We start from the raw sequence: 25,022 nt of genomic DNA, 5'->3' as shown, positions 1-25,022 counted from the left end.
TCATATTCCGCTCGGTGGCGTTGTGCGTTTCAGACCGCCTCACTAATCCGCTTTCGGTATCCGTCCCTTGCCATCGCATTCCCTGCACGGCGGCGGATAGACTCTGCGATCGGGCTGCACGGGTTGAACGGCCGCTAGGACGCCCGTGCCGTCGCAAGCTGGACATCTCTGCTCATTCGGATTTGAGACCCGTGTTTTCATCCAAACCCCTTCATGTCGTCACCAGCGATGCCCCGCTAACGGCCCTCTAATCTGACAGGCCCAATGTCTCACGTCCAGCGCGCCAACGCGCTGACGGCCGGCGCTGCACCGCAGGATGAGCGGCGCGAGGGTTTGGCTTTGAGGCATGGCGCTGGCCGCGCGGCTGAATCTGGAAAGTGAGCAATATTGAACAGCGATTTTAGCTGGGCGTACTATAGGTTGTATCATCACCGCGCGTCCCGGCCGTTATCGGTGACTGAGAGTGTTCTGCTCCCGCCTTGATCCATGGAGTCAAAACCTTGGCCAAGTTATCGAAGCAAGAGACGTTCGACGATCGTCGCCCGCACTGTCCGAGTTGCCAGATGCGGATGATGGCAGCAGAGCCCGGCGGAAAGATATTTGAGTGTTTCCGATGCGGCTATACCGGCCCGGCAGGGGCTGGGTCTGTCGACGAAGCCGCAGAGTAAGGTCGCTAACGATGGCAGCAACAACGGCAGTCACCATATAAATCGAGATGGCAGCACGGTCGGATGTAAACCGCGCGCCGTATAGGTGGCCGCGGAAGTAATTCCGGGGCCTGATTTTTTTGAGGTGACCATATGAAAATCGCGAGCATCGAAGATCAATTTCCGCGCGGCACCGTCATCGGTAGGCAAGTCACCGGACGCCCTTTAAGCGAAGCCGAGCACTTCCGGAAATGCCCGCTCTGCGGCGGCTATGTCGACATGCGCGATCGGGCATGGCTTGAGGATCATGAGGGACCGTTGCCGCACCCGGCATGCGATCGGGCGCAGTGAACGACAGCGCTCGGTCTCGACAATACTACCTAACATGGTGCATGGTTGCGTTCGCTCGTCCTAGAGTTTTGAAAGCCATTTCATGAATACGCCACCAATTCCCGGTTTGCCCCCAGAACAAATCGAACTCTTGAAGCGTCTAGAGGGTATCTTCATGCCCCACGCGCGGAGGCAGCGGGACGCCATTTTTGCAAATGAAGCTGACGGTTCTGACCCGCGATTTGTCCATTACACATCGGCCGAAAATGCACTCAATATTATCAAGACGAAGCGGCTGTGGATGCGCAACGCGACGTGCATGGCGGATTACCTTGAGGTCCAACATGGTTTCGCCATTCTGACAAAATTCTTTTCCGACAAGCCGCGTCTGGACGCCTTTACAACAGCGCTGGATCAGTCTGCTCCCGGTGCAGCCATGGAAGCTATCAACCTATTTAATGGCTGGTGGAACAACATCCGTGACAACACCTATATCGCATCGATCTCTGAGCACAGAACGTCGGAAGATTTCCACGGACGCTTATCGATGTGGCGTGCCTTCGGTAACGCCTCATCAGCTCGGGTCGGACTAGTTTTCCGTGTTCCGAATTTTTCGAGTGCCGCAATCGCTCTAGGTTTGATGTTCAGTCCCGTCGCCTATCTCACCGAAGCGGAAACTCACGGCGTTATCGACGAAAGCATCAAGAACTTTCAAACGTCCGCCGAATTTTTACGTGGAATTGATCGACAGATGATTGTCAATTATGTTTTTACGATGCTTGTCGCGGGTGTCACCTGCCTGAAACATGAGGGTTTCCACGAAGAGCGGGAGTGGAGAGCTATCTATTCACCTCAGCGATTGCCTTCCCAATTCGTTGATCATTCGACGGAAGTCGTCGGTGGCGTCCCGCAAATTGTCTACAAAATTCCGCTTGATGGCGCCGTATCGCCAGTGCTCGCCGAGCTGGATTTAGCCGCGATGTTTGATCGCTTGATTATCGGCCCTTCGCCGTATCCGCTAGCGATGTACGAGGCATTCAAAGAAACACTCACCGCGTCCGGCGTAACCGATGCTGGAAACAAAATATTCGCATCACTTATTCCGATCCGCAGCTAACGGCACAATCTTGTAAACCTTGGCACGTTTCCCGCGCGCGGGACATGAGCGCTTTGGCACTCAGGCTAACCCCATGCGGGGCCAATCGCTGCCGCCGCCGTCACGTGACGGCGGTTTGGCGCCGTGGATATTTATAGCGCACTGGCGTAAAAGCGTTCGACGTTAACGAGAGGAGCGCAAAATGGATGACGGCCTGTACAAGGTAGAATTTCACACTCCGATGGGTTTTGGGGCTGGCGTAGTCTTTTTGCAGGGCGGAAGACTGCACGGCGGGGACGCTGGCCTATTCTATGTTGGCACTTTCGCACAACATGGAAACGAATTTATCGCTGAGGTAGTTACAGATCGACACACGCAATATCCCGGCATTGTTTCTGTCTTCGGCAAGGATCGAGTTCACATCGCTCTCAAAGGGCAGTCGAATGGCAACAGCGGATTGATGCAAGGAACGGCAGTTGAAGCACCGGGCTTGAAATTCACCGCCAAACTTTCCCGCATCGCTGACTGATAATGAGTGATTTGGATAAGGGCGGCGTAGCGCCAGATCAACAAAACGAGGAACAAAGAAAATTAGCAGATGAATATCGTCGGACCATAGTCGATATTCAGTCGAAGTTGTATGACAAGGCAACAGCCTACACCAATCTGGTAATGTTAGGCGGGTACGCTGGCGCGTTCACGCTTTGGAGTTATACGAAGTCACAATTGCCACCTCGTGCCAATATTATGGTAGCATTTTGCCTTGGAATGTCTCTCGTCGGCTTCGTGCTGTATCAGGTTTACAAAATTGCGATGCAGATAAAGCACTTCACATTCGTTAGATATTTGCTTTCTCCAAATCGGACTCTTACCGAATTTTTCATCGAATATAACCGACTCGACAAAGTTGAAGCCGAAGAAGCACTGCGGAGCAGCAATGTTGCTTTGTTTGTTATCGCGTACTGCTTACTGACTTCACTTTTTGCGCTCAGTCTACTTTTTGCAAATTTCTGTCTGGTGCTCTATGATAGGCCGGGGTGGCCTTCGTAAGGTGTGACGTAGTTCACGCGAACAGCTCGGCGCCCGCCTGCGTGAACTTCACGAAAGTCCCGCTCTCGTGCATGACCAGCCAGCCGCGTTCGATCGCAAGCTTTAGCCCGGCGCTATACTCCGCTGGCGTAGCCTTATGCTCGAATAACAGCGGCCCGTTGATCAGCTCAATAAAGATTCGGCCATCCTGCACGGCCTCGACCGAATTGGCGATCTCGATCAGCTTGCGCGCGGCGGCTTCCGGGTCGGCATAGGGTCGGATAGTGGCGAATTGCATTCAGGTCTATGTCCCAATGTTCAGGGCCTTCGCGGTGGCGGCGAAAATTTCCTAATAGGGCGGCACACGATGCGTTCGACAATCATACGGACCATCCGAGCCAGACCCTTTGATGTTTTGATTATAGAACTGGCCCATAGATGGCGCGTCCATTAAGGAGTCAAACGTCGTGGGCGACAATTCGCAATAGTGATAATAAGTGCCCTTCAAGTTTATAATCATATAGCTCTGCGCTTTGTCGTAACAAACGCGCTGGATGAAGCTACTTCGGTTGATGTCACGACACTCAAATGTTTTGAGATCGACAGGGCCGCGATATTTTACATCAACTGATTCGGCGCGGGCGTTGGCGCAGAACAAGAGGACAATGATCGCCGCCGCCGCTGTCGCGCATATTCGATTAATGAACATCGTCAAGTGAGCTCCGTGCCGCTCGTAACAGGCAAATGCGAATGACGTGAAGACGGAATTCATCGAATGATGATCGCACGTCTTTAGTTATTTCGATGTTGGACGAATAGTCGTCAAGAAAGACATCGAAATTGAGAGCGAGTTTGATGAGCCCATTTGCCTCAAGACGCGAAAGCTGCTCGGATGAATTTGGCTTTTTCGAAAAATACTGGATCAGCTCAATCAGCATAGCCGTCGTATCTTTGCATTGTGAAAAAATCGCTTTCAAGTAGCTCCGGCTATACTCCTTGGATTTCCAGAGGCGTTGTATTTTTGCCGCGTCTCTGGTGTTTTCCTCGGAAACGACCCAAGCGTCTTCTGCGGGCGTGTTCGTTGGAAGTGACTCGAAAACTGCCTGACAATAAGTCACGAGTGACCCGATAAATTTTTCTCGAAGGTCCGCCGTGTATTCAGACTGTTGTGTGCCTGCAAAATTGAACACGTCGTCCCTTGCTGGGACTTTGGCACTCTGAGCAGCACTCCCGTTTATCGTTGCCAGTCCCATCAAGAGAAACGCACCAACGCTGCCAAGTCCCGATCTCATAAGGTTCCCCCGCGAACACCAAGACCCAAGCAGCCGTCTCGCCAAGCACACAGCCCGTACCTGTGGGGTCGCCAAGCGCTACCGTACCGCAAACCCTAGTGCCATTGCACAGCCGCGCCAAGGTCGCTGTAATGGCCGCCATGAGCACGAAATCGCGAGAAGTCATCTACGGCGGCCGGATCATAGGGGCCAGGATTCGCGCCGAGGGAGCGCAGGAAGCCGCGCGGAAGGCCGTCAGTGAAGCCGACCGGGCAGCGGCCGAGCTATGGTCGATCCAGATGGAAGCCCATGGGGGACCGGCGCAGCCGTCGCCAACGATCGCGCAATGTCTCAACGGCGGCTATAGCTGGCTACAAGTCAAATGCCATCGCTGCGAAACCGAGGCCAGCATTCCGCTTGAACATGTCCGGCGACCACGCGATACGCCGATCTGGAAACTAGAGGCGGCGCTGAAATGCCGGTCGTGCCGGACGCCACGCTATTCGCCACGCGTGCATATGGTCAAGCTCACGCAACAGCGCGAGATCGCGCCCTATAAATGGGTACATCCGGATGATGATGAGCGGCGGTGAGCAAGAATTGTCATCCATTGAAGAATTTTAAAATCTGGCCAGCCTCGATCAAGTGAATGATATCAGAGGTGTCGCTGCCTCGTAGCATTACGCCTGAAAACCCGACGAAAAACCCATTGGCATCCTCTGCAAGATGAAACACTGGACCACCGCTCAGTCCGTCTGATGAAAAGCCTTTCGTGCGGTGCATCTCTATTCGATGAACTCCCTCAGCGTTGCTTGGTCCAACATATTTCGCGCTTGTCACGACCTGTTGCACATCAATGCTGGGCTTGTCGTAATCGACCCTGCGGAGGCTGGTCGGGTAGCCAAAAAGAAAAAACGTGGCATCGGTTTCGCGCTTCCAGCAATCTGAGGCGGACAGATCGAAAAAGCCGGCCTCCAGATTTGCCACGCCATAATTAGTAGGAATGAACCTCATCGCTCGGATGTCGAGAAATTCCTCGCCAAGGCTGGTACTGTCAGGCTCTCTCCAAATCAGCGCCGATCCCGAAATTAAAATCTCACCTGATTTGTCTGTCGGTATGACGACATCGTCCGGGGCGTACTGCAAAATCTGATGCTGGCAGCAAAATAGTAGGCACCGATCTTTCCAACGGATCGCAGTCGCGCTGCCCATGAGGGAATAAGGATGATCAACAGAATGATTCAAGCAGAACAACAATTTTGCGTAGCGCGCGAGGGTCTGCTCGACCTGTTTGCCCGGTATCCATACCTGCCCAACGCGAACCGACCTGTCGCTAAAGCGAGTGAAAAGGTTCTCGGTCATCGATTCGTTACTCGCTCCTGCGTTCCGCCGAGCATACCACGGACCGGCCCTTGGGTATCATGTGTCATCATCATCGCCGCCGCGCGCCAGCTCAGTGCGATTTGGACAAGCGGGCGGCTCCCTTCTCGCTTGTTTTGGCGCTATAACAGGATCATGAGTGACCAGACACAGACGCAAATTCCGATCGATGAGCAGCTTTCCATTGAGGAAGCCAAAGCCATCATGGCGGGCGGCTTGGGAGAATATGAGCTGCGCTTGGTCACCTCATTCTGTGTGCCGCTGGCATGGCGCGAATATGATGGCTACGGCACAATAGTCCCGCGCAACGGCACCGCGTTCTTCTTAAATACCGGCGAGCGGGTCATCGGTGTAACCGCGTACCATGTCGTTGACGGCTATCGGGCGTCGGATGCTCGCAAGGGACCGCTCACACTTACGACAAACGGTATGGGCATCCAGCTCGATTTGGATGCGCGCATGATCGACTCTCATCCGGGTATCGATATCGCAACCTTTTCGGTGACTGAACAAGAGGTGAGAGGTATCGGAAAAGAAGTGTGCGGAGGCTACCAGAGAACGTGGCCGCCAAGCCTACCGATGCAGAACGGCGGCATTTACTATAGCGGATATCCGGGAGTCGGGACACGCCAAACTCCGGAGTTTATCACGTTCGGTGCTGTATGCGGTTCTGGTATCGCCACGCAGGTGAATGAAAAAGTAATTTCATCGCAGATCGAGCGACAAGGTCTCGTGCCGGTTTTCGGCGACGGAATTATGCCAGAAAATTTTGACTTTCGCGGAATAAGCGGTGCGCCGATGATCACCGTGGTACAGCATCGCGGGTTACGCTCATGGATGTTGGGCGGTGTGATCTTTCAGGGGCCAAGCACAAGCGACGATCCAAACGAGGCTATCGCTGGCCTCGAAATAATTCGCGCGCGCCCCGCACATTTCATCTTAGCGGACGGGACGCTTGATAAGGCCCGCTGGGAACAGTTGGAGTGGTAAAACGGCCAGTCGTGCGACGCAGTGACCGCGATCACCTCTGCGAGCCGTCCATAAATCCGTCGATCATTTCCTCTAAATCGCGTTTGCGAAGCGAGATTCTGAGACGTCTTTCAGCAATCCAAAAACGGGGCTGAGCAAATCGCCATTTAAGCTCAAGCTCCATTCTGTTGTGGGGGTCAATCAAGTCATAGGTGTTGGGCTTAAATACCGGCAAATAAGCCTCAGCTTCTGGTCCCAGCGAAACCACGGTCTGCTCATCCCCCAAACTGCGCAGGATGGCGTGAGCCGACTGGTCCTTCCCGACGCGCAACTTTGTCCGGTCATTGTCCCATGAAACCAGAATAGGCCGATCGCTTGCATTTTTGAAGAACAAGAACGGCACGATCTGCACACTCCCGTCCATCAACGGCCGTGCCACAATGATCGCCATCGGCCTATGTTTGACGTACCGATCCCAGATCAAGAACGTCGCCGCGAATACACCGGGGAGATAGGCGACGGCTTTTGCCAGACCGATCAGGAAATCCGTCGTCATGGGTTGGCCCGCCTCATTGTCTCGCGCGCCATCCGTCGGTATTCATCCGAAATGTCGATCCTAAATGCCGTATCGGTCTGGCAGAGATGTTGCAGGGTAGCCGTCAGTCCGGACACGATCCCAACAAAGGTCCGAAGTTCAGCAAAAGTGACCGACTTCATCATCTCTTCGACCGTGAGGTGCGCAATTCCTCGGTTACGCAGATGTTTAAGTCGACCGTGAATCTTCCAGTCAATCTTGCCGTAGATTTTCCGGAACTCTTCGATCAGCTCGGTTCGCGACGGTTCGAAAATATCTGGTCCGCGTCGATCTTCCAGCGTCTGCAAAAGTGCCGCTACCACGCTGGCGTCCTTCAAGAATCGATGAACCGCCTGAAGGCTCAGCATCCGATCATTGCGGTCGAGCAAACTCGACACCTGCAATACCGCCATCATAACCGCGTCGCGATGCAGGACCGCGACAGGTTGCCGCCATTCGCCTTGCGGGTCATCCTGCATCAACAACAGGTCGTTCAATCCATCTGCCGATCCGAATGAGAACGCGCATCGGGTCGCCACCGTGACCAGCCGGTGGGCGTGGGCCAAGATGTATTCGGCGCCGGATTCACTCATCAGCGCCATCATCAAACCAGCGGATGCGCAGGGCACGGGCATGGCTGGCACAGACTGCCCGGCCACGCCGGTCGGCGGTGGCGCTGGTGGTGCAGCGATACGGCGGGATGTCGCTGATCGTCAGCGCCTCGCAACGGTGCTCGGTGACGGTTTCTAGGATGGTCATGGGCGCCGGGTTGGGCCGATGTGGGCTGGCCGTCAAGGGGCATCACCGGGACATCCCGGCGCCGCCCGCGAGCTGGCGCGGCGACCGGTGGTGCCATGGTGGTCGGAGAATTGCGGGCACCAGCGGGGCGCGCTGGGAGTGGTGCCGCAACTACCCAAACGGTGTTGGGTAGTGAGGGCAGGGCGGTCGCGGAATCGGGCCGACAGCGACCGAGGCGCCCAAGCTGGCCTTTCTCATTATTTTCCGGCCGGGTCTCCCGCAACCAACTACCCATACACTACCCAAATGAGTTTTCCGGGTAGTGCCTTGGGTAGTGGGATTCAAAAAAACCCTGCGGCAGTGGGTTTTCTTGGTGAGCGCGGTGGGACTCGAACCCACGACCCCATGATTAAAAGTCACGGGCTCAATGCGAATCCAAAATTCGCCGTCCGGGGTCCGCTTCACGGTTCGATCGTCGGCCCCGCTAGCGGCTGCTGCTGGCGGAGGGCGGACAGTCTGATTCAAAGCTTGACGCGAGGAAGCCGTTCTACCTTTGCACCTTGCGATATACCATCTGATTGCCAGATCGCAGGAGCACCCGTATGTCCGCCCAACAACCCGCCACCGGCGGGCGGGGATCGGGATAGCAATGTTCGGCTAGTTGCATCGCCTGTGCCGCGGAGCCGGTGCAGATAGGAAGTCGATCAAAGGCAAAGACCAAAGCTTGATATTTTTCTTCAGGAAAAGGGCCGTCGCTAAGATTGATGAACCAGTATTCTCCGAACTTGACGACTTCAATCAGCTCTCCCCTTTGCGTCCAGCGCTGAAATGCGTTGTCGTCACATGTACGGGCCCACGCATATTTATCGTCAGATGCGAGGCTGCAACTATCCGCCCCGGGGAGATCCTCACCTGCTAGGACAGCTCCATCCGCCATCGGAAGATAGATATCCGGGAGGGCTGTCTCTTCGCGAGCCAAGAAGCGTTCAATTAGCTTTGGGGTTACATCTGGATGTGGCTTCGACATTGTGTGCTCCGTTCGCGCCGTATCAGCTCGCCCTGAGGCCGAGACCTTTGGTCTGCCGGACAGGGCGTGCCCAGCCGCGCGTGACCGTGTTGCCGCAACGGCCTCCCGGCATGAGACGCCGCGATTTGATTGGAACGAAATTGAGACTTCGCATGATCGTGGCCAGACGCCGCGCGGTACCTGTAGTCGCGGGCTGCCGCAGGAGATCGAGCAAGGCGGCAGTGCTGATCGCGTCCTTGCCGCACACGGCGGCTTCGACCTTCGTGTGCCAAGGGTCTTTTTGACGCGCTTCCAATTCGGCGCGGGCTTGAGCCAATTTTTCTAAAAACGACATGATCATCTCTAATTCCGGTAGCCGACGGCCTACAACATCCGCCACATGTACTTGTACGCTCGACCTTGATGCGATTTCGTAATGGAGTGGCAAATATTCACTCGATTGTGATTGACGAAACGCAGCCGCCGCTCCGTTCATCTGCCTCAATACGATTCGTCCCTGAGCGCCTGGAGAGGGCGTCTGATTAGGCGGCGACTGGGGACGTGACATCGTCGCGCTGACGCGCGTTGCTGCAACCGGCGAGGCATCAAGGCCGGCTTGGCCATCCTACCGCTCTCGGTTGGACGCAAGAAGATGTCGACAAATCCGATGCCGGTCCATCCTGTCCAAGTTGTCCAACCAGTCAGCATTGCCAAAAATGGGTCTCTTTCCCTTAAAAATGCCGCAGCCTGCTCAAACGCAGGAGGCTTGCAAGAAAAGCGGCGGCCACGCTGGACATGATGGACCGAAGCAACAATCGCAGTCGTTGAGCTGGCCCGGGCATTGGAAACGCCACCGGACCGGCAAGAGAGCCCTGGACGCACCGCGTGACGGCCACGGGGTTCAGAGGTTACCCTTTACAACGAAGCGCTCAGCCAAACTGACGTCCTTGGCTATCGCTGCGACGTTTGAAGGGTGAGTAAAGAGCGATTGTATTACCGGCTCGGAGCATTGTGCTGCTTTGGGTTTTGATGAAATTGTCTGAGGCGGAGCAGGCTCCTGCTCAACACCTTGGACAACCTCCTCAGGATCCCACTCGAAATCAGCACCGATCTTCGCGGCAAATTCCCGCCGACAATCGTCGAGCGAATTAAATTGGAAGGACCGCCTTCTGGTACCTTCGCCGCCTGGTCGAGCCTGACTCATGCAGCTTCCCAAGAGAGTGAAGAGCCGCTTCGCCCACATAGATTTTGTAGCTGGGCGAAACTCGCGCCGCCTGTTGCTAAATTCTTCGTAGGCAGAATAGGCAAGGTCTTTGCTCACGATGAACCCATCCCTCTGCCACTCTTCCCTGACCAGTGGGTTGCGTTGTTCCATGGCACCTTCCTGGAGAACCTGAAACAGCCAAGATTCAATCGAGGGCAATGACAAGGCTTGCTGCTGAGCTTTTGCCGCAGTGCGTGGTATTGCTCGGACGTTGAAGGTGCTCAGGTCCGTGTTGAGCAAATCGTGAAGCATCGCGGCCGCGCCGCCGTTGGCGATCTCAGAGCCTAGCGCATCGAAGTATGCTGCGTGCGATGTTCCAGCGTAGTCATTAGCGACATTGAGGATAACCCAACGCCGGTCGCCGATACCCGTGGGGACAGCCCATTCGTTGTTTGACGCTATTATGATACGAAGCCTGTTGATGACCTTGATAGGATCCCGAAATTTCGCTTCAAGCTGAAGACTGGGCTCCGTAATGAGGGCCTTCAATACTGCTTCACCTTTTTTGTCGCCGGCCCAGACCGCCTCATCCAGGAAGACAAGGCAAGACTTTCCTATCGTTGCGTTGAAGCGGCCGATTAGTTGGTCGCCATTGGCGACGTGCGCAAAATGATCGCCAAAGAAGCTTCCGTAAGTGCGCACGAAGATGCCCTTGCCGGCGCCCTGATCTCCAAGGAGCGCGACCGCCACTCCGATTTGTTCATCCAGTCTCTGCACGCCCCAGGCCATCCATTTAAGCAAGTATTCGAACAGATTCTCTTGGCCGGAGCAAAGGACATTAAGAATGTGAGCCTTCATTAACGACCAGTCTCCTGGCGTGGGATCGATTGCCAGCCCGCGAAATATGTTGAGCATGTCGTCTCTGACATCCAGAGGGCCGCCGGGCTCAAACACGACACCCTTTCCTATATATTGTCGACGATCGGGCCACCTGAACCAAACGCGGCTAAGCGTCGTTGTTCCCCCGTTCGTTGTGGGGATCGTCAGATTTGCCATCATCTTGTGAAATTCAGGTTCACCGAAGAATTCGACGTGCTTTGCGATAATGTTGGCGATGAGGATCTGATCCCCGTATTTGACCACTGCGAAGATTTTATTCATGGCAACTAAAACATCGCTAAGGGGCTCATCATGAAACATTCTCTTCAACTCGGCGTTTGGGTGAAGAACGTCCGCGGTTACCGTGGCGGTAAAAACTCGCCTGATATTGAGCGGTGACTTCCCTTTAGAGAAGAGCGGGCATAACGCGCATGATTTGCTGCCTAGGCCGGCAATGGTTGCGCAGCTTGGATATCCAACTCCTCGGTCAGCACGGTCAGCCATTTTCCGATCGAAGAGCGCTTGTGTGTCGGTAGCGACATAGGTCGGATGATGTCGAGATATTTCGTGAGCGAGCGCGTTGCCGTCCTCCATGAAAGCCGTGCAGAGCACGGAGATATTCCACAGGGGATTATCAAAGTCCTTGCCGCCTGTGTCGCGCGCGTCTCGCAGGAAGCCGCATTGCTCGAACACTGGAGTTGGGTCGATCAGGAACGCGCCGGCCGGCGTCATGCCGGCCGCCAACGCGTCGGATGGGTTTAGCTCTGCGAAGGCTGGGTCTGGTGCGCTCCAGTCGGCGGGCTCCATTACGTCTCGTTGGGCGGGCTGCGCAGCCGCCGCCAACGTCATTCTATGGCCCGTCAGGAACAGCAAGTGGGTCCCGAAGTCATACATCTTACCGAGATGCAGCAGGACAACAGGACGAGGCGGATCATACTTGTGGTTCATCGTGCCCGGCACTCGAAGAATGCGCACGTCGTCCGTCGTCAGGCCGGCGTCACACTTCACACCCTCTTGAAGCAGGAGCGCCTTCAGCCCCTCGGCATAGGGGCGCCACTTGGCCGGCGTGAGCGGCTGGGACGCGATCCAGTAGACGTGCAGGCCCCCTCCAGAGTTCACCACGGCGCTTGGGGCTGGAAGGCCCACCTTCTTCCGAAACGCACTGACGGCCGCCCAAGCCTCGGCAGGGGTGTCGTAGTGCTTGGTCTCGGGCTTCCCGGTGGCGGGGTCGATCTTGTTGCCGACATCGACGTCGACCCAGATGGCCTTAAGCCACGTCGCGTTCTTGTGAAGGCGGATCGCCTTGGGCTTTCCGCTGGAGTTGGTGGTGCATTCGCTCTGCTGCGAGGTGCAGTACCACGCGTCGAAGAATGCGTCGGTCTGGTGCAGCCACTGCGCGCGAGCGATCAAATCCGGCGGCGTCTTGAACGGCCAACCGACAACGAATGGCTTGCCACCATTCTTGGCCGGGTCGTTATTCTTCAGATGCGTATGCAGGTTGATCCAGCCGGGAGTATCCTTTGCCCCCGGCCAGACAACTACTTGTTCGAGAAACTTTCGGTTTTTTTCAGCGGCTGTCGCGAGGCTAACTTGAGCCGGTTCGGTAAAACTGCTTGTTACCGTGGCGGTAATTCCGGCGCCGCCACTTGCTGTGGCGGGCACCATGCTGGCCTCAGGGCCGATTGTTCCTGCGGCGCCACCATCCGCCGCCATCTCGATGGTCTCTACTGCAGCTGTCGGCTTCGCGCCGGCTTCGGGGTTAGTAGTTACTGTGGCGGTAAATTCCCTGGGCTGCGCGGTAGCGCTCGCGGGTACGACCTGATCGCTCATCGCTTACGCACCTGTTTTCGGTGGCGTCAGCAAGTCTCCCAGGCCGTAGCGAACCAGACGTCCGAACTTCACAAAAGGTGGCCATTGACCTTTCGAGCGCCTCACGGAAAGCGCTGACTCGGTCAGCCGGGTGACAAGCGCCGCCTCTGCCGGCGTAAGCAGCGCATTTGCGGGAAGACTATAGATTTCCTCAAGAGAGCGAGGGGCCAACCTTGGCCGTGCTCCTCTGCAATGCATATGAGAGTTTGTGCCGATCATCATGGATCACCTCCACGATGCTTACAGCACGCTCTAGAAACCCGCGTTGTTACGTTAATTATTTTGGTCGAATTTGGGCAGCGGATCGTTGCGGTACACTTTCCCTAACAATTTCCGTGCGTCGCTTGTGCGGGCAGGACGGGACATTGTTTGTCGTTCTTGGTCCCGCGACTGCCGAAGGGCACCTAGGGCGACGGCTTCGATTTCGGAAACTATCCCGATCTCGCCGTTGTCCCCTTGGAGCCAATTGCCTTGAACTCCGCGATCCTTCAAAACTTGGGGAATTCGCACGGCCAAAAGTTTTTCGGCACCGTCAACTGGACGACCGCGGCCTTCACGCCTTAGCTGATGTGCGGCGCCCGCGAAGGCCCAGGAGATTTCATCGACGAGGGCCTGTAGCAATTCCAATCGTTCTGGCATGCCATGGCGTTCGAGGATGTTCGTGATTCGATCTCGCACCTTCTTCTCAGCTTCTGGGGGAAGTGATGCACAGCCAGGTGCTCCGCTCCATTTATACATTTTGCGACCGCGACCGGGTAAGTGACGCAACGGCATCGGTTAAAGCCTGCCTAGCGTCCTCGCCTGCCAGACGAACATAGGCCTTTGCTGAGGCGATGCTCCGGTGTCCAAGTCCGGTTGCAATCAGGTGTGGGCTTGCTCCGGTCCTGGCCATTGCAGTGCCGACTGATCGACGAATGTCATGAATACGAAGGTTCTTTATCCCCGCCCGGCGCAGTATCCGCGCCCACGCCTTGGGCAGGCCGACCAGATGGCCTTTTCCAATCGGGCTAGGGAAAACCCATTCCTCGCCAGCAGAGCGCTCCAGCTGTTTCTGAAGGAGTTTGAGAGCAGGTTCGGTAAGCGGCAGAGGAGTCGCCGTTTTGTTTTTTGCCACCTGCGCCGGTATGGTCCAGATTGCGGTGCCGAGATCGATATCTTCCCAACGCATGGCGACGACGCTGCCCCGGCGAGCTCCTGTAAAGAACAGCATGTGGAAGACGCTTGCCCAGGGTGCCCCTTCTATCTCGACTGCGCTGAGGAGTTTCTCAAGCTCATTGGAATTTAGTACACGGGATCGAGATGTCTCTTGAAATTTGGTTAATCCCTTTGCGGGATTGACGGCGAGCCGATCAGTGCGAACCGCAAAATTAAAAAAGGCAGACATTAGCGAGGCAACTCGATTGGCGGCGATCGGGTGCTGCGTTCCAATTCGATCGACCAGCGTCTGGCAGTCGCCGCGAGTAATTTCCGCCAATGCCTTATTGCCGATTGCCGGCTCAATGTCGGCCGTCCAGCGTGCCTCGTCGCGCCGCCACGTCCTGTTGCGTTGCTTCAAATGGGAGAGATAGAAGGGCCACAGATCGGCCAACTTTGTCTTTCGCGCCTTCGCCTCCCTCCGCAACGCGACGGGATCGTGGCCCTTGGCTATTTCACCAGCTATTGACCGCGCAGTCTGGCGGGCATCATCAAGTCGGAGGCTCGGGAAACGACCAAGTGTGATTCGCTGAGCCGCACCATTAATTTTCTTGACGACCACAAAGGACCGCGTGCCCGCTGATGTAACCCGTATAGCGAGTGTGGGCGTAACGCTGTCGTATATGTATGCTACGCCTGCCCGTGGAATCGCGAGGTTCGCGATGCGAAGCTCCGTTAGCTTGACGCGGGTAGCCGGAACGGGCTTGAGGCGCAGCGGCAACTTGGTTAACGACGACTCGATACTCATCACATGAACTCGCCTTGCAACTCTATTGCAACCTTGGAAGCAAACCGACGAAAACTCTAGCAATCGAGTTGGGCAAAGAATTCCTTAATTTCAAGGGCAGCAGTGCTGAGCAACGTGACGAAAGTGAAGGGACAGAGACTGAAAATCGCAGTGTCGGTGGTTCGATCCCGCCCCTGGGCACCATTTCGCTGTTCCCCCTCGTTGCGCACACTGAAGCAAGATCAATAGCTTGCAGAAATCGTTCAGCGCTGTTCCCCACGGCTACCCATGATGGCGTGGGTTGAGGGTACTCCCGGTGGAAGCGGGATGAGGTCTGAAGCAGTTGCGCGATGGCACCGATCCGGGCCAGCAAAGGAAACTCGGCAAGCTCGCCTCACCGTCGCCGCGCAGAATACCTTTGCATCTATCGCAGAGGACTACACCGCCCCTTTGAAAGAGGAGTGGAATGAATAAGAATTATGCGGCCGCCGCGCAATGTATTGTGCGCGACTTACAACTCTGATGGGTCTAAATCATCCTCGTTGAATTCTCCCGCCTCTAGTCGCCTCACGCACTCATCCTGCAATTTCTTGCCGCGATAAAGGGCGTAAAGAAGCGTCATGGCTCCGCCAAGCGCGCCGCCAAGGTCAAAGCGCGTTTCTGAGTGGAAGTATTGGAAATCGACCGCGTTCATCACGTCCGCGATTGCCTTCAGCGCTTCCTTTACTTTCAGCCTGCTAGCGTCGGCGAGCGGGTTCGCTGAACGTTCGAGCGCTATGTCGAGATCGTTGTGAGCGATATATCGGTTGCGCCAGTCGCGGCAGAACTCCGTTTTGTCCTTCACAATGGCTAGCAGTGCAGCAAGCTTTTCTTTCGTCTTTGCGTCATCAATCAGTGTCTGAAAACTCAGGATGGTCAGGTTCTCTTTGTTGCCAGTCTTTGGAGGGTCAGTCAGCCGGGCAATGTGAAGCAGCGTCACGTCCCATAAGTCATCCTGCAACATGCGAAAGAAATACGGGGCGCTTTGATTGAGTAGTTCGATCCGCGACGGTTTAGTGCCGAATAGCACGACGTACTGTTCCCAATTCCTGTGCAGCAGTACGACTTCCTGCCAAAGCAGGGAGTACTGCGCCCCCAGTGCCTCGCCCATCTTTTCGACGTTGCGCTGTTTGGCTTCGGCAGCCGATTGATTTGTCACCATACGCCTCCGAACTTGGCTGACTTGCTATTTCAAATAGGTCACGGTGACAGTGCACCAAACACTCTCGCCCGATTAAGTACACTGGACCATAACTCGTGGCCAATCGCCACGAGTTGAACAGCGTCCACGTCTCGCTACAACTCATGCCTTCTTGTTTCTCTGAGACGTTGCCAGTCCAAGGAATACGAGCACGGCCTGATTGAGGCGGAGGACATCTTCGTCATCGAGGCGTCCGATATGAGCGCCGACCTTGGATTTCGGGACGGTGGTCACCTTGTCGACCATCAGGCGGCATGGGGCGCGCAATCCATTGCGCTCGTTCGGTTCGACAGGAAGTCGGAACAGTGGTGCGTCCGTGTCGTCGGTCGTGAACGCGCAGATCGTGATGGATTCAGTTCCGTCGAAACTGTCATCCTGAAGAATGACGACGGGCCGCGCCTTGCCCGCATAACCCTTGCCGCCCGCAACGGTCCAGACGTCGCCGCGTCTCATTCATGCCCATCCACTTCGTCAGTGAATGTCGATACGGCGTCGATGAACGCCTGATCCTCGTGTGCGCGGGAGCTTGCGGCCACCGCCAGCGACTGGCGACGCGCCTCCGAGCGGAACGCCGGCGCACGCACATCCGGGACCCAAATCTGGATGGGACGCAGTCCTTGCCGACGCAGCCGTTCGCGATGCTCGCGAACTTTCACACGGGAGGGCTTCGGCTTCGGCGCAGACACCATGGCAACTCTCCCGGGCTGGTTACATGTAACCTAGTAGGAGCGAGGCGATTGGCCAAGTCCCCTTGAACCGTGCGGAGCGCCCATTTTAATTGTATAATAATTTCAATGACATGTGAGTTCGTTATATTGTTCTGAATGGCGCAGGCCGCACCTTCACGCCGGCACCTCGCCGCTGCGCGACAGCAACACAAGCAGCGCGCCCGCAATCGTCGCCGCGGCGAGATAACCCACGGAGCCGAACGGGCCGAAGCCATCGACCAGAATGCCGCCAACGACCGCGCCGACCGTGATCGCTACCTGGAAAGCCGATACAAGCAGGCCGCCCGCGGATTCAGCTTCGTCGGATGCCACCCGCACCATCCATGTCTGGAAGCCGACCGGTAGCACGCCGAAAGCAAAACCCCAGAGGCCGACCGCAATGCCCGAGACAAGGCCCGAACTGCCAAAAACAAGAAGCACCAGCGCGAGCACGGCGATCGCGGCAGATCCAGTGACGATCGCACCCTTCGCACTGCGGGCGACCAGCGCCCCGCCGGCGAAATTGCCGAAGAAGCCACCCACGCCATAAGCAAGCAGCACGAGTGAAATCGCAGTGACCGGAAGCTTCGGCACTTGCTCGAGGAAATGGCGGACGTACGTGAAACCGGCGAAATGGCCCGAGATGCAGACGGCTATGGCGATCATCACGAGCCGGACACTTGGCCGACGCATCAACACAAAAAGCGTGCGCACATCCGGCGACGTGAGCGGCGGCAAGCGCGGCAGCGTCAGCACCTGAAACACGAGCACGACGGCGCCGACCACAGCCGCCAGCAAAAACACGTTCCGCCATCCCCAGAGATCGCCAAGATAGGCCCCGATCGGCGCAGCGCTGACGGTGGCAATCGAAACTCCGCTGAAAATCAGCGCGATCGCGCGCGGCAGCGCGTCCGCCGGGACAAGCCGCATCGCGGTGGCCGTTGCCATCGCCCAAAAGCCGCTGAGACTGATGCCGAGCAACGCGCGGGCAAACAACAGGATCGTCAGGTTGCTTGCCGTCGCCGACAGCAGATTGGATACGATCAACAGCACCGTCAGCGACCACAGGACGACGCGGCGATCGATGGCGCGAGTCACGATCGCCGACGCAAGCCCGGCGATGATCCCGACCAGGGACGTCGCCGTCACCACCTGCCCGGCAGCGCCGACCGAGACACCGAGATCGGCGGCGATCGGTGTGAGCAGGCTGGCCGGCAGGAACTCAGCCGTGACTTGGCTGAACGCGCCAAGCATCAAGGAAACAACAGCCGCCCACGCCGTTGCAGTCGGCGCTTTGGTGATCGGAGAAACATCGGCATCAAGTGCGGCGCTGGCGGAATCGGTCATGACAGTCTCCAGGAGGAACCCGATAGATGGACGTGACCATCTGGAGTTTCCATGCTAGAAAACCCGTAATGCTTGATAATTCGTCCAAAGATGCCGCGACGCACCCGCTCACTGAGATGCTCCGGGGCTTGAAGCTTGAGGGCGTCGATTACGCGCGCTGCCGCATGACGGCGCCGTGGGGTCTGTCATTCCCGGCGCAGGCAAAGGCCCAATTCCACTTCGTCGCGGGGCGAGGCTGCTGGCTGCGAACGCTGGACAACATGTGGGTCCGCCTTGAAGAAGGCGATGCGGTCTTGCTGCCGCGCGGAGCGGAACACGCCTTGGCGAGTTCGCCTGATGCCTTCCCCGCACCCGTGGAGAATTGCCACTTCGAGCCGGTTTGCTGCGGCATTCTCGACACCTGCAGCGGCGGCAACAGCGATGGCGAAGAAACCGTGCTGTTCGGTGCCGGCATGACCTTCAACCTCGACAGCCAGCATCCGCTGCTTCTGATGATGCCTGAGCTGATGCAGATGCACGAACTCGCCACCGACGAGCCCGCCATCCCGCATCTGCTCGAGGCCATGACCGCCGAACTCGCGCTGGATCGCGTCGGTGCCGGTGGCATGCTGACGCGGCTGGCCGATGTTGTCGCCGCGGCACTGATCCGCAACTGGGTGGAGAAAGGCTGCGGCTCTGAAGGTTGGGTCGCAGCAGCGCGCGACCCCGGTATCGGGCGCGTTCTCGCTGCGATCCATCGCGATCCGACCGCGGATTGGACCGTCGAGGCGCTGGCGGACGTCATGCATGCGTCTCGCTCGGCATTTGCGTTGCGCTTTGTCAATGTGGTCGGCCAAACACCGGCCCGTTACGTGGCGCAGTTGCGGATGCAGGAAGCAAAGCTGTGGCTGTTTCGCGACCGCTTGAAGATCGCGGTCGTCGCACGCCGGCTTGGTTATGAATCGGAAGCAGCGTTCAGTCGCGCCTTCAAGCGCATCATCGGCGCGCCGCCAAGCTATTTTCGCGCGACACTGGCTGCCGCTGACAACGGGGAACGGCCGGGTCCGACAGACCATCCATCCGACAGTTGAATGCGATCCGCGCTCCGTAGCCAGAGTGTTGAGATACCTGACTGGTGGCTGTAAGCCTTTGTTTTTACTGCGGTTGATGGCGCTCCGGGGACGGGCGCCATTTCCCCAGACAGCCGCGCAAACCCTACCGGCCCACGGTAGGTCGATTCTGGGTGGGAACGCGAGCCATCAACGTTGGTTGTCGCGTGGGCCTGTCAAGCCTGACAACAAATTTGAAAATCGCTTTTGCAGTAAAGCCAGATTACCGGGGCTTTCACGGCAGCGCCGGAGGTACTTTTGACGGAAACCGTAGATCGCTCTCAGCTTCAGCAGATTATCGCAGGCCTCAGCGAGGGCGTGATCATTATCGAACCGGACCAGAAGGTAACCTGGGCCAATGAGTCCGCTTTGTTGATGCATGGCGTCGAAACCCTCGACCAGATGGGGAAAACCGTCGACGAGTATCGCGAGAATTTCGTGCTGCGTTATCGCAACAATCATCTGCTCATCGGACATCAATACCCCGTTGAACGGGTGATCGCGGGGGAAACCTTCGCGGATGTGGTGGTGGTCGTTGCGCCGCGGGCCAGCAATGGACAGGAATGGGTGCATCAAATCCGCAGCCTCGTCATCACGGACGCGAAAGGCAATCCGGACTGTCTTGTGCTGGTGATGGCCGATGTGACGGAACGCTTCGCGGCCGAGGCGCGGTTTGAACGCACGTTCAATGCGAATCCGGCACCGGCCGTCATCTGCCGTCTGTCAGACCAGATGTTCGTGAAGGTGAACCAGGGCTTCGCAGATATGACCGGTTACACCCGCGACCATGTACTCGGTCATTCGATCGGCGAAATCGATCTTCTGGCGGGAGCTAAAAGTCCGGAGTTGACGTACGACCGGCTCGCCGAGGGTAGGACCATCCCGCAGATGGAGATCCCGCTGGCATTGCCGGCCGGTGGATCCAGGCTTGTCATCCTGGCCGGTCAGCCAATCGAAATCGATGAAGAGCCCTGCATGCTCTTCACATTTGCGGATCTCGAAGCCCGTGCGAAAGCCGAATCGGCACTGCGACAAAGCGAAGAGCGGTTTGCCAAGGCCTTCCAATTGTCGCCGGTGCCGACCGCGGTCATGATACTCGACGGCTTCTCATTCCTGACCGTCAACGATGCTTTCGCTGCCCAGTTCGGATACGCCGACACCAAACTGATCGGTAAAACTCAGAAAGAAATGCGGCTTTGGGCGCGACCGGAAGCGCAGCAGCGGTTTGAGACCGACATTGTGGAATCCGGGCGTGTCGTTAAATTCGAAACCTGCATGACTTGCCAAAACGGCAACGAAATCGATTGTATCGTTTCGGCCGAAACCGTGACGATCAATGATCAGATCTGCGTATTGGCGACGTTCCTCGATATCACCGAGCGCAAACGCTCGGAGCGCGAGCTGATGCAGGCGATCGATGCCGTGATGACCGACGCGTCCTGGCTCAGCAAAGGCATCATCGAAAAGCTCGCGGCCTTGCGCCGGACGGGCAAGCCGACATCCGACGTATCGGTGGAGAAGCTTACCGCGCGCGAGCGGGAAGTGCTGGGCCTGATCTGCCAGGGCGTCGGCGATGCGACCATCAGCAAGCGGCTGAATTTGTCCTCGAACACGGTGCGCAACCATGTATCCGCGCTGTACCGCAAGCTTGGCGTCCATCGCCGGAGCGAAGCCGTGATTTGGGGACGGGAACACGGATACATCACGAAAAAATAGTCGGTTCTGGTGTTTTTACACTACGGAACTAGTGCAATCGATCCATTGTCGAACAGTCGCGCCCTCCTAAGTTCCCCAAGCGTTACAGGGTGAACATCAACAGGAGAGACTCTATGGACAAGGATCGCATCAAGGGCACCGCGGAGCAGGTCAAGGGCTCGATCAAGGAAGCCGTCGGCAAGGTTACCGGCAACGACAGGCTTCAAGTCGAGGGCAAAGCCGACAAGCTCGCGGGCAAAACCCAGGAGCAAGTCGGCAAGGCCAAGGACGCCGTGCGCGACGCCGTGAAGAAATAAGCCGCCATCGCCATCGTCCCCGCCAATGCCGGCCAAACCCGGCATTGGCCAACCATTTCTGGAGATCAACACATGAATTCCGATCGCATCGAAGGTTCAGCCAAAGAGGTTGGCGGCAAAATCCAAGAAACGTTTGGGCGCGTCACGGGTGATCCCGAGACTCGCGCCGACGGCGTTGCGCGGCAGATCGAAGGCAAAGGCCAGAATCTCTACGGGCGCGGAAAAGATGGTTTGCGGGATACGGCGGATCTAGCGGAACAGGTTTTTGACGAAGGAAGCCGCCATGTGAAGCGGGGTTCGCGCGAGATCGGCGAGAAAGTCGGTGACCATCCGCTGCCCGCTCTGCTGTTGGCCGGAGCCGTCGGCTTTGTCGCCGGCATCTTATTTCGTCGCCGCTGATCGGGGATTTACATGACATACGAAACATATGAAGCCGGTATTGCCAGGCCCACCGGCGTGATCTCCGAGGTTTCCTGGGGAGCCATCCTTGCCGGCACCGTTGCAGCCCTCGTGGTGCAGCTCACGCTGTCGATCCTGGGCGTTGGAATCGGACTAGCCGGCATCAACCCGGCGTCAAGCGCCACACCGGATGCAGCTTCGCTGTCGCTTGCGGTTGGCCTCTGGTGGATCTTGTCCGGGATCGTTGCATCGGTAACCGGCGGTTACATTGCAGGCCGCTTCTGCGACAGAGCGTCAACGCCGAAGGCTGGCTATCATGGCCTGATGTCGTGGGCTGTCACCACGCTTATTATCGTCTTCCTTCTCGGCTCGGCTGCTGGTGGCGTCGTCGGCGGCGCGTTCGGTGCCGTGACAAGCGTGCTCGGCGGAGCCGGACGTGCAGTCGGGGGCGCTGTGCAAGCTGCCGTGCCGTCCTTGTCCGGCGGCAACGTCATGCCGGATATCGAAGGTCAAATTAGAGCGTCCGGCGGTGGCCAGGACCCGGGGCAATTGCGGGATACGGCCGTCAACGCCGTTCGGGCTGCATTGACGGGCGACAAAGCCGCCCAGCAGCAGGCGACCGATCGCGCGGCACAGGCATTGGCGCAGGCCCAGGGCATCCCGGTGGATCAGGCCAAGGCGCAGGTAGAGCAATATCAACAGCAGTACGCCCAAACGCTTGCCGACACCAAGGCGAGGGCGGCTCAGGTTGCTGAGACCACCGCAAAGGCGGCTTCCCGTACCGCGCTGATCGCATGTTTGGCCCTGGCCCTGGCCCTGGGCGCGGTAGCGGCAGGCTTCGGCGGACGGCTCGGCGCGGCGCGATCGCTACGGGATTATGTCGATCGACAGATCATTCGATCGCCCTCGAGCGTTCGCGATTCCTGACGCCGCTTCTAGAGCGGGATGACTTATCTTCGAATCGTCATCCCGTTCTAGTTTATTGTTTGAGCATGATCTTTTCGGAAAACCGGTTTCCACTTTTCCGGATCATGCTCCCGCGGTGCCAGGCTCGCTACGATTGCGAACGAAAATATCAGCCGAGAAAATACCAGTCTTGAAAATCGCAATCTTGGACGATGGTCGTTCAAGGTGTCTCCAAAGAGGATAAAACAGTGGGTATCATCTGGACGATCATCATCGGCTTTATCGCCGGCTTAATCGCGAAATTCATCATGCCTGGTCCCAATGAACCCAGTGGTTTCATCATGACGACCGTTCTGGGTATCATAGGCGCCGTCGTCGCCAACTTTCTGGGCCAGGCACTCGGTTGGTATGGACCAGCTGAAGGCGCGGGACTGATCGGCGCAGTTGTCGGAGCTGTCATCGTGCTGTTTGTTTGGGGCGCGATCTCACGCCGGCGCGCCTATTGATTGGTGCTACTCGGTGCGAGGTAATCGATGCGCCACGCAGGCCCATCGATTACCTCCTCGGGACATTCGATATTCCACCATGGTTCGAAGCGTTAAAAAAGCGGTACGGCCAGCCACGCGACAAAGGCGTCCCAAAGCGAGGAATGCGTGATGCCAAAAATCCGGAAATCGGCCAGCGAGCTGATTGAACTGGCTTTGGCGGAGATCAGAACCTATCGGGGATGCGACAGCGTCGCCGACGTGACGGTTCGTCCGATCCGTGACGACCGGGCCGGCTGCAATTGGTCGATCATGGTTGTAGACCTTGGTGCGGCAGAGCGCGACCTAGCGCGCCGGGCGGCTATCGAAACCCAAGAGTGGCTCAGCGCGCAATTTGATTTGCTTGAAGAGCCGGCCGTTCCGGAACCTTCAGCTCATCGAGGTGCGCGATATTAAGATGCTGAGAATTGGTGCGGACACGTGGTGCTCCACGCCCCAAGAAAGAAAGCTCGCTTGATCGCGTTGATTGCCCATTTGGTGGGCAAGTGCCCGCCAGGAATGCTGACACCTCGAATGATCGCGCGGCGACGTCGCGAAAAGCCGTTGTGATTCAATGAAAGCGGATCTGGCACGGCTCGTGCTTCTTGTATACCGAGTTGGTTGCTAGGGTTCCGGCTTTGCGCCTGCAAAGTGTTGGTCCGAGAGCAGCCGCTTGCGGGGGAGAAATCCCCGCAGGTGCACGGCGGGATAAAAGCCCGGGAGACCTCGTGAGCCAAGGGATTGGCAACGCGATGGTCTATCGCCGGTCCCTTTTTGTAGTTTTGCAAGAGGGATCTGCCATGAACAAACTCAATTCACTGCTCCGACCCATCATTTTTGTCATGACGCTGGCGGCCGTTGTTGCCGCGCCGGCGCATGCGGCGCCGAAAAAGAGCTTCAAGGTCGCATGGTCGATCTATGTCGGCTGGATGCCGTGGGGCTATGCCGCCGACACCGGCATCGTCAAGAAATGGGCCGATAAATATGGCCTCACCATCGAGGTGAAGCAGTTCAACGATTACGTCGAATCCGTCAATCAATACACCGCCGGTGCGTTCGACGCGGTAACCATCACCAATATGGATGCGCTGTCGATTCCCGCGGCAGGCGGCGTCGACACCACGGCGGTCGTGACCGGCGACTTCTCCAACGGCAACGATGCCGTCATCCTGAAGAACAGCGCCGATCTCGCCGCCATCAAGGGCCAGAAGATCAACCTGGTCGAGTTCTCCGTCTCGCATTACCTGCTGGCGCGGGCGCTGGAGAGCACGCATCTTGCCGAAAAGGACATCAAGGTCGTCAACACCTCCGATGCCGATCTGGCCGCCGCCTACAAGACGCCCGACGTGACCGCTGTCGTAACGTGGAATCCGATCGTCTCGGAAATCCTGGGTTCGCCGGACGCCAAGAAGGTGTTCGATTCCTCGCAGATACCCGGCGAGATCATGGACCTGATGGTGGTCAACACGGCCGTGCTGAAGGACAATCCCGATTTCGGCAAGGCGCTGGTCGGCATCTGGTACGAGACCATCGCGAAAATGAACGCCGCCGGCGTCGAGGGTAAGGCGGCGAAGGAAGCCATGGCGAAAGCCTCGGGCACCGATCTCGCCGGCTTCGACAGCCAGCTCGCCTCCACCAAGCTGTTCGACAAGGCGGCGGATGCGGAAGCCTTCACCAAGAGCGCGGCCGTCGGCACCACCATGGACCGGGTGCGCAAGTTCCTGTTCGACAAGGCGTTGCTCGGCAAAGACGCAAAATCGGCCGATGCCGTTGGCATTGAGCTCGGCGACAAGCAAGTCATCGGTGACAAGGACAATGTGAAGCTGCGTTTCGATGCCAGCTTCATGGACGCCGCCGCCAAGGGTAAACTCTGATCGCTTTTCGCG

General features: G+C 57.3%; 29 protein-coding genes and 1 riboswitch. Of the genes, 13 read left to right on the top strand and 16 right to left on the bottom strand.

Annotation, left to right across the window (positions count from 1 at the left end):
- The first annotated feature begins 1,080 nt into the window (after positions 1-1,080).
- From GSQ88_RS29810 to GSQ88_RS29800, 3 genes are all read left to right on the top strand, one after another.
- Positions 1,081-2,094 (top strand): DUF2971 domain-containing protein, encoded by a 1,014-nt coding sequence (locus GSQ88_RS29810; protein ID WP_159011367.1) that lies wholly within the window; start codon positions 1,081-1,083, stop codon positions 2,092-2,094.
- 181 nt (positions 2,095-2,275) lie between these two features.
- Positions 2,276-2,602 carry a GrlR family regulatory protein gene (locus GSQ88_RS29805; RefSeq protein ID WP_159011365.1) on the top strand — a complete coding sequence of 109 codons (327 nt, stop codon included), beginning with the start codon at positions 2,276-2,278 and terminating at the stop codon, positions 2,600-2,602.
- Between the two features lie 2 nt (positions 2,603-2,604).
- A complete protein-coding gene (locus GSQ88_RS29800) occupies positions 2,605-3,123 on the top strand; it encodes a hypothetical protein (protein WP_159011363.1) in 519 nt (172 codons plus the stop codon).
- 13 nt (positions 3,124-3,136) lie between these two features.
- Here GSQ88_RS29800 and GSQ88_RS29795 read toward each other — a convergent pair whose 3' ends face one another.
- The 3 genes from GSQ88_RS29795 to GSQ88_RS29785 are packed head-to-tail and all read right to left on the bottom strand — an operon-like array spanning position 3,137 to position 4,394.
- Positions 3,137-3,400: a hypothetical protein gene (locus tag GSQ88_RS29795; protein WP_159011362.1), complete on the bottom strand. Its 264-nt coding sequence runs from the start codon at positions 3,398-3,400 to the stop codon at positions 3,137-3,139.
- A 51-nt stretch (positions 3,401-3,451) separates the two neighbouring features.
- On the bottom strand, positions 3,452-3,811 hold the full coding sequence (locus GSQ88_RS29790; RefSeq protein WP_159011488.1) for a KTSC domain-containing protein: 360 nt from the start codon (positions 3,809-3,811) through the stop codon (positions 3,452-3,454).
- Complete coding sequence (locus tag GSQ88_RS29785; RefSeq protein WP_159011361.1) at positions 3,801-4,394, bottom strand: hypothetical protein; 594 nt, start codon at positions 4,392-4,394, stop codon at positions 3,801-3,803. Before GSQ88_RS29785 ends, GSQ88_RS29790 begins: the two co-directional genes overlap by 11 nt.
- Positions 4,395-4,534: 140 nt before the next feature.
- Here GSQ88_RS29785 and GSQ88_RS29780 point away from each other — a divergent pair, with 140 nt between their 5' ends.
- Positions 4,535-4,966 carry a hypothetical protein gene (locus GSQ88_RS29780; protein WP_159011360.1) on the top strand — a complete coding sequence of 144 codons (432 nt, stop codon included), beginning with the start codon at positions 4,535-4,537 and terminating at the stop codon, positions 4,964-4,966.
- Between the two features lie 10 nt (positions 4,967-4,976).
- Here GSQ88_RS29780 and GSQ88_RS29775 read toward each other — a convergent pair whose 3' ends face one another.
- On the bottom strand, positions 4,977-5,735 hold the full coding sequence (locus GSQ88_RS29775) for a hypothetical protein (RefSeq protein WP_159011359.1): 759 nt from the start codon (positions 5,733-5,735) through the stop codon (positions 4,977-4,979).
- Positions 5,736-5,888: 153 nt separating this feature from the next.
- Between GSQ88_RS29775 and GSQ88_RS29770 the strand changes: the two genes are divergently transcribed.
- Entirely contained in the window at positions 5,889-6,743 is an 855-nt protein-coding gene (locus GSQ88_RS29770; protein WP_159011358.1) for a hypothetical protein, read from the top strand.
- Positions 6,744-6,774: 31 nt separating this feature from the next.
- Here the strand turns inward: GSQ88_RS29770 and GSQ88_RS29765 are convergent, their stop codons facing one another.
- From GSQ88_RS29765 to GSQ88_RS29710, 12 genes are all read right to left on the bottom strand, one after another.
- The gene (locus tag GSQ88_RS29765; RefSeq protein ID WP_159011357.1) at positions 6,775-7,278 is read right to left on the bottom strand and encodes a hypothetical protein; all 504 of its coding nucleotides are present in this window, start codon (positions 7,276-7,278) and stop codon (positions 6,775-6,777) included.
- Complete coding sequence (locus tag GSQ88_RS29760; RefSeq protein ID WP_210253921.1) at positions 7,275-7,898, bottom strand: hypothetical protein; 624 nt, start codon at positions 7,896-7,898, stop codon at positions 7,275-7,277. Before GSQ88_RS29760 ends, GSQ88_RS29765 begins: the two co-directional genes overlap by 4 nt.
- A complete protein-coding gene (locus GSQ88_RS29755) occupies positions 7,882-8,055 on the bottom strand; it encodes a hypothetical protein (protein WP_159011355.1) in 174 nt (57 codons plus the stop codon). Before GSQ88_RS29755 ends, GSQ88_RS29760 begins: the two co-directional genes overlap by 17 nt.
- 526 nt (positions 8,056-8,581) lie before the next feature.
- Positions 8,582-9,061: a hypothetical protein gene (locus GSQ88_RS29750; protein WP_159011354.1), complete on the bottom strand. Its 480-nt coding sequence runs from the start codon at positions 9,059-9,061 to the stop codon at positions 8,582-8,584.
- Between the two features lie 22 nt (positions 9,062-9,083).
- On the bottom strand, positions 9,084-9,401 hold the full coding sequence (locus GSQ88_RS29745) for a hypothetical protein (RefSeq protein WP_159011353.1): 318 nt from the start codon (positions 9,399-9,401) through the stop codon (positions 9,084-9,086).
- Between the two features lie 540 nt (positions 9,402-9,941).
- Positions 9,942-12,953, bottom strand: coding sequence for a primase-helicase family protein (locus tag GSQ88_RS29740; protein WP_159011352.1), 3,012 nt, complete (start codon positions 12,951-12,953; stop codon positions 9,942-9,944).
- Between the two features lie 312 nt (positions 12,954-13,265).
- Positions 13,266-13,670 (bottom strand): hypothetical protein, encoded by a 405-nt coding sequence (locus GSQ88_RS29735; protein ID WP_159011351.1) that lies wholly within the window; start codon positions 13,668-13,670, stop codon positions 13,266-13,268.
- 52 nt (positions 13,671-13,722) lie between these two features.
- Positions 13,723-14,934 carry a tyrosine-type recombinase/integrase gene (locus GSQ88_RS29730; RefSeq protein ID WP_159011350.1) on the bottom strand — a complete coding sequence of 404 codons (1,212 nt, stop codon included), beginning with the start codon at positions 14,932-14,934 and terminating at the stop codon, positions 13,723-13,725.
- A 490-nt stretch (positions 14,935-15,424) separates the two neighbouring features.
- Positions 15,425-16,111 carry an AbiU2 domain-containing protein gene (locus tag GSQ88_RS29725; RefSeq protein WP_159011349.1) on the bottom strand — a complete coding sequence of 229 codons (687 nt, stop codon included), beginning with the start codon at positions 16,109-16,111 and terminating at the stop codon, positions 15,425-15,427.
- A gap of 144 nt (positions 16,112-16,255) precedes the next feature.
- Positions 16,256-16,606 carry a type II toxin-antitoxin system PemK/MazF family toxin gene (locus GSQ88_RS29720; protein ID WP_159011348.1) on the bottom strand — a complete coding sequence of 117 codons (351 nt, stop codon included), beginning with the start codon at positions 16,604-16,606 and terminating at the stop codon, positions 16,256-16,258.
- Positions 16,603-16,842: an antitoxin MazE family protein gene (locus tag GSQ88_RS29715; RefSeq protein ID WP_159011347.1), complete on the bottom strand. Its 240-nt coding sequence runs from the start codon at positions 16,840-16,842 to the stop codon at positions 16,603-16,605. The genes GSQ88_RS29720 and GSQ88_RS29715 overlap by 4 nt, the downstream gene beginning before the upstream one ends.
- Before the next feature lie 153 nt (positions 16,843-16,995).
- Positions 16,996-18,207: an MFS transporter gene (locus tag GSQ88_RS29710; protein WP_159011346.1), complete on the bottom strand. Its 1,212-nt coding sequence runs from the start codon at positions 18,205-18,207 to the stop codon at positions 16,996-16,998.
- Between the two features lie 68 nt (positions 18,208-18,275).
- Here GSQ88_RS29710 and GSQ88_RS29705 point away from each other — a divergent pair, with 68 nt between their 5' ends.
- From GSQ88_RS29705 to GSQ88_RS29670, 8 genes are all read left to right on the top strand, one after another.
- On the top strand, positions 18,276-19,277 hold the full coding sequence (locus GSQ88_RS29705; RefSeq protein WP_159011345.1) for an AraC family transcriptional regulator: 1,002 nt from the start codon (positions 18,276-18,278) through the stop codon (positions 19,275-19,277).
- 276 nt (positions 19,278-19,553) lie between these two features.
- Complete coding sequence (locus GSQ88_RS29700; RefSeq protein WP_159011344.1) at positions 19,554-21,011, top strand: PAS domain S-box protein; 1,458 nt, start codon at positions 19,554-19,556, stop codon at positions 21,009-21,011.
- Between the two features lie 113 nt (positions 21,012-21,124).
- Positions 21,125-21,307, top strand: coding sequence for a CsbD family protein (locus GSQ88_RS29695; protein WP_159011343.1), 183 nt, complete (start codon positions 21,125-21,127; stop codon positions 21,305-21,307).
- Positions 21,308-21,379: 72 nt separating this feature from the next.
- A complete protein-coding gene (locus tag GSQ88_RS29690; protein WP_159011342.1) occupies positions 21,380-21,706 on the top strand; it encodes a CsbD family protein in 327 nt (108 codons plus the stop codon).
- A gap of 57 nt (positions 21,707-21,763) precedes the next feature.
- On the top strand, positions 21,764-22,633 hold the full coding sequence (locus GSQ88_RS29685; protein ID WP_210253920.1) for a PhnA-like protein: 870 nt from the start codon (positions 21,764-21,766) through the stop codon (positions 22,631-22,633).
- 227 nt (positions 22,634-22,860) lie between these two features.
- Positions 22,861-23,118 (top strand): GlsB/YeaQ/YmgE family stress response membrane protein, encoded by a 258-nt coding sequence (locus tag GSQ88_RS29680; RefSeq protein ID WP_159011341.1) that lies wholly within the window; start codon positions 22,861-22,863, stop codon positions 23,116-23,118.
- Positions 23,119-23,268: 150 nt separating this feature from the next.
- Positions 23,269-23,553: a hypothetical protein gene (locus tag GSQ88_RS29675; protein WP_159011340.1), complete on the top strand. Its 285-nt coding sequence runs from the start codon at positions 23,269-23,271 to the stop codon at positions 23,551-23,553.
- Positions 23,554-23,749: 196 nt separating this feature from the next.
- A riboswitch (guanidine-I (ykkC/yxkD leader) is annotated at positions 23,750-23,861 on the top strand.
- Positions 23,862-23,978: 117 nt separating this feature from the next.
- Positions 23,979-25,010 carry a putative urea ABC transporter substrate-binding protein gene (locus GSQ88_RS29670; RefSeq protein WP_159011487.1) on the top strand — a complete coding sequence of 344 codons (1,032 nt, stop codon included), beginning with the start codon at positions 23,979-23,981 and terminating at the stop codon, positions 25,008-25,010.
- Positions 25,011-25,022 lie beyond the last annotated feature (12 nt).

This window comes from Bradyrhizobium sp. S69 (assembly GCF_009766005.1).
Classification (GTDB): domain Bacteria; phylum Pseudomonadota; class Alphaproteobacteria; order Rhizobiales; family Xanthobacteraceae; genus Bradyrhizobium.
This window is presented reverse-complemented; position numbering and strand designations above follow the sequence as displayed.